Consider the following 3,689-nt stretch of genomic DNA (forward strand, 5'->3'; position numbering starts at 1 on the left):
GGCTGTTCTCCTTGTCGTCCTTCTCGTCCTTCAGCAGCCGCTGCAGCTCGAGCACGGTCTTGCGCGGCAGGATCACCTCCTGCTTCGGGATCTCGACGTCGAGGTTGGCCTGCGCGAGCGCCAGGCGGTGGCCGTCGGTCGCGACCAGCGTCAGGCTCTTGCCCTCGGCGACGAACAGGATGCCGTTCAGGTAGTAGCGGATGTCGTGCACCGCCATCGCGAAGTGCACCTGGTTGATCAGCATCTTCAGCGTCTTCTGCGGCACGCTGAACACCGGGCCGAAGTCGGCCGCTTCCTGCACCAGCGGGAAATCGTCGGCCGGCAGCGTCTGCAGCGTGAAGCGGCTCTTGCCGCCTTGCAGCGTCAGCTTGTTCTGCGCGGTGCTCAGCGTGACGATCTGGTCGGCCGGCAGCGAACGCAGGATGTCGATCAGCTTGCGCGCACCGACGGTGGTCGCGAAGTTGCTCGCGTCGCCGTCGAATTCGGCGGTGGTACGCACCTGGATCTCCAGGTCGCTGCTGGTCAGCTCGACCTGGCTGCCGGTTTTGCGAATCAGCACGTTGGCCAGGATCGGCAAGGTATGCCGACGTTCGACGATGCCGGACACGGCCTGCAGGGCTCCCAACACTTTTTCTTGCGCTGCCTTCAAGACAATCATGTCAACCTCTTAATTTAGTCGTCTTAGTAGAGGAAACGCGTTCCTTGTGGAGAACGCCATTTTCCCCTTTTCCATCAACCGCTTACAGACCTCGAAACCCTGTGTGCAGAGGCCCCTGAACTTCGGGACTCGCGCACAACAACTTCCTGGAACCCGCCTGGCCTGTGGACATCTCCGGTGTTGTTCGAGAGTTGTCCCCAGGCTTGTGCTTTGACATCCCCACGCGTTGGTGTCAGTCGAAACGTTCAGCCCTTCAATGTCTGTTCCAGCACGTGCAGCTGCTGGTTCAGTTCGGTGTTCTTCTGGCGCTCGCCGGCGATCTTGCGCACCGCGTGCAGCACCGTCGTGTGGTCACGCCCGCCGAACAGCTCACCGATCTCCGGCAGGCTCTTCTGCGTCATTTCCTTGGCCAGGTACATCGCGATCTGGCGCGGCCGGGCGATGCTGGCCGGCCGCTTCTTGCTGTACATGTCGGCGACCTTGATCTTGTAGAAGTCGGCGACGGTCTTCTGGATGTTCTCGACGCCGACCTGGCGGTTCTGGATCGACAGCAGGTCCTTCAGCGCCTCGCGGGCGAGCTGGATGTTGATGTCCTTGTGCGAGAACCTTGAGTACGCAAGGATCTTGCGCAGCGCGCCTTCGAGCTCGCGCACGTTGGCGCGCACGTTCTTCGCGACGAAGAAGGCCACGTCCTCCGGCATCGCGGTGCCCTCGGCATCGGACTTGCGCATCAGGATGGCCACGCGCATCTCCAGCTCTGGCGGCTCGATCGCCACCGTGAGTCCGGCGTCGAAGCGCGAGGTGAGTCGCTCGTCGATGTCCACCAGCCCCTTCGGGTAGGTGTCGCTCGTCATGATGATGTGGGCGCGCTTGGCCAGCAGCGCCTCGAAGGCGTTGAAGAACTCCTCCTGCGTGCGCTCCTTGCCGGCGAAGAACTGCACGTCGTCGATCAGCAGCAGGTCGAGCGAGTGGTACTTGGCCTTCAGCTCGTCGAAGGTCTTGCGCTGGTAGTTCTTGACGACGTCGGTGATGAACTGCTCGGCGTGCAGGTAGAGCACGCGGGCGTCGGCGCGGTCGGCCAGCAGCGCATTGCCGACGGCATGCACCAGGTGGGTCTTGCCGAGGCCGACGCCGCCGTAGATGAAGAGCGGGTTGTACATCTGCCCGGGCGCGCCGGCCACGTGCAGCGCCGCGGTGCGGGCCATCTGGTTCGCGCGGCCGGCGACCAGCGAGCCGAAGGTCAGCGCGGGGTTCAGGCGGTGGCGCGGCAAGGCCGCATTGGCGGCGGAGGGGCTGCGCGGTACGGCGACGGTGGGCGCACCCACCGTCGCGACCTCGGCGCCGCCGCCATGGCCGATGCCGCTCGACCGTGCCGGCCCGAGCGCGCGGGCGATCGGCACCGGGCCATCGCTGCGGAATCCGCTGACCGGCACCGGGTTGTCGCGCGGCGCGAGCATCAGGTCGAGCCGCACCGGCTTGCCGGCCAGCTCGCTCAGCACGGCCTCGATCCGGCCGGCGTACTGGTTGCGGATCCAGTCGAGCTTGAACCGGTTGGGCACACGCAGTGATGCCACCGCGCCGGAGATGCCTTGGTCAGTGACGTCGGCAGCAGGCAGCGGGCGGATCCAGGTGTTGAATTGTTGTTCGGGCAGTTCGGCTGCCAAACGCTCGCAGCCGCGCTGCCAGAGATCAGCGCTCATGTTGTGGAAAAGTTCTTCTCGGAGCGGCCGGATTCTACGGTGCAACGGGCCCGCCGGGCGAGGTTATCCACAGTCTTGTGCAGCCGGATGAAACCGGCGCGCGGGCGCATGCCACCGTGTAAGTCTTTGACTTGGCAGGGGGTTTTTGGTGTAATAGTGGGTTTCCCGAAGGCCCGGCTCTTGTGACCTTGATGATCAAGGTGAGCAGCATGCAGGGTCGAGTCGTGTGGTGATCACATTGAAGATCACATGGCTTGGGACCCCCTTCAGCAGGACTGATCATCATGAAACGCACCTACCAAGCTTCGAAGACCCGCCGCGCCCGCACCCATGGTTTCCTCGTGCGCATGAAGACGCGCGGCGGCCGCGCCGTCATCAACGCGCGCCGCGCCAAGGGCCGCAAGCGCCTGGCCGTCTGAGGCCTGTCGCTGTAAGCGCAACAGCAGCCGCAGTCAGCGCATCCACGGCGGCACCCCCCGTTTCGGCAACGGGTGCGGCGTTGGATGCAGCAACGCCGGCCGTGGCGTCCAGGGCGTCACCGTGATCGGGCGAATCGTTCAATCGGTTGATTTCGAGCGCGTGCTCGCGGCGCCCACCCGGGCCCGCAGCACGCATTTCGCCGTCCATTTCCTCGCCGCCCGGCCTGCTGTCAAAGTGGCCGCTGTTCGTGCAGCTGCCCACAAGTTGTCAACAGGCGAGGCACCTCAACAGGGCAAAGCTGTGGATGACTTGCCTGAAGGCGCCTGCTGGCTGGGTGCGGTGGTGCCCAAGCGGCATGCCCGCCGGGCCGTCACGCGCAACCTGCTGAAGCGTCAGATCCGTCGCGTCGTGCATGCGCAGGCCGGCTTGCCGAGCGGCTTGTGGGTGATCCGGCTGCGCAGCCCGTTCGATCGCAAGCTGTTCCCGAGCGCTGCATCCGACGCGCTGCGCACCGCGGCTGGTACCGAGCTGCTGGCGGTGATGGCGCGCGCTGCCCGGACCGGAGCCTGACGATGTCGCGGCTGGTCGTGCAGTTGAAGTCCGCGCCGCAACGCCTGTTGATGGCGCTGGTGCGCGGCTACCGCTTCTTCCTGAGCCCGTGGCTCGGCAGCGCGTGCCGTTTCGAGCCGACCTGCTCGGTGTATTCGCTGCAGGCACTCGAGCGGCACGGCGCGATCGGTGGCAGCTACCTGACGCTGCATCGGCTGGCGCGTTGCCACCCGTGGTGCAATGGCGGCCACGATCCGGTGCCCGAGCGGCTGGCCGGCCTGTTCACCCGCCTTGAGGCGCAGCGTTCCGGCCCCAACTCCGGCGCAGCTGCGGCCTCCCGTCCCCCTTCTTCCCCCCTTTCC

The 3,689-nt window shown here is 65.7% G+C and carries 5 protein-coding genes; 3 read left to right on the forward strand and 2 right to left on the reverse strand.

Going from position 1 to position 3,689, the window contains the following annotated elements; translation table 11 throughout:
- Together dnaN and dnaA are read right to left on the reverse strand one after the other, a co-directional pair.
- Positions 1-658 (reverse strand): DNA polymerase III subunit beta (gene dnaN, locus AC1D15_RS21930; RefSeq protein WP_477827633.1); only part of this gene is annotated, 658 nt, incomplete at its 3' end.
- Between the two features lie 245 nt (positions 659-903).
- Entirely contained in the window at positions 904-2,358 is a 1,455-nt protein-coding gene (gene dnaA / locus AC1D15_RS21935) for a chromosomal replication initiator protein DnaA (protein ID WP_477827634.1), read from the reverse strand.
- A 284-nt stretch (positions 2,359-2,642) separates the two neighbouring features.
- Here dnaA and rpmH point away from each other — a divergent pair, with 284 nt between their 5' ends.
- The 3 genes from rpmH to yidD form a co-directional block, all read left to right on the forward strand.
- Complete coding sequence (rpmH, locus tag AC1D15_RS21940; RefSeq protein WP_047486751.1) at positions 2,643-2,777, forward strand: 50S ribosomal protein L34; 135 nt, start codon at positions 2,643-2,645, stop codon at positions 2,775-2,777.
- Between the two features lie 121 nt (positions 2,778-2,898).
- On the forward strand, positions 2,899-3,348 hold the full coding sequence (locus AC1D15_RS21945; protein ID WP_465110104.1) for a ribonuclease P protein component: 450 nt from the start codon (positions 2,899-2,901) through the stop codon (positions 3,346-3,348).
- Positions 3,349-3,350: 2 nt separating this feature from the next.
- Positions 3,351-3,689: membrane protein insertion efficiency factor YidD (gene yidD, locus AC1D15_RS21950; RefSeq protein ID WP_477827635.1), on the forward strand; the 339-nt coding region annotated here is incomplete at its 3' end.

Source organism: Rhizobacter sp. P2_H2, from assembly GCF_056403375.1.

Bases quoted from the DNA above. Each gene is read 5' to 3' on its own strand.
- dnaA (WP_477827634.1), bottom strand. From the start codon at position 2,358: ATGAGCGCTGATCTCTGGCAGCGCGGCTGCGAGCGTTTGGCAGCCGAA.
- rpmH (WP_047486751.1), top strand. From the start codon at position 2,643: ATGAAACGCACCTACCAAGCTTCGAAGACCCGCCGCGCCCGCACCCAT.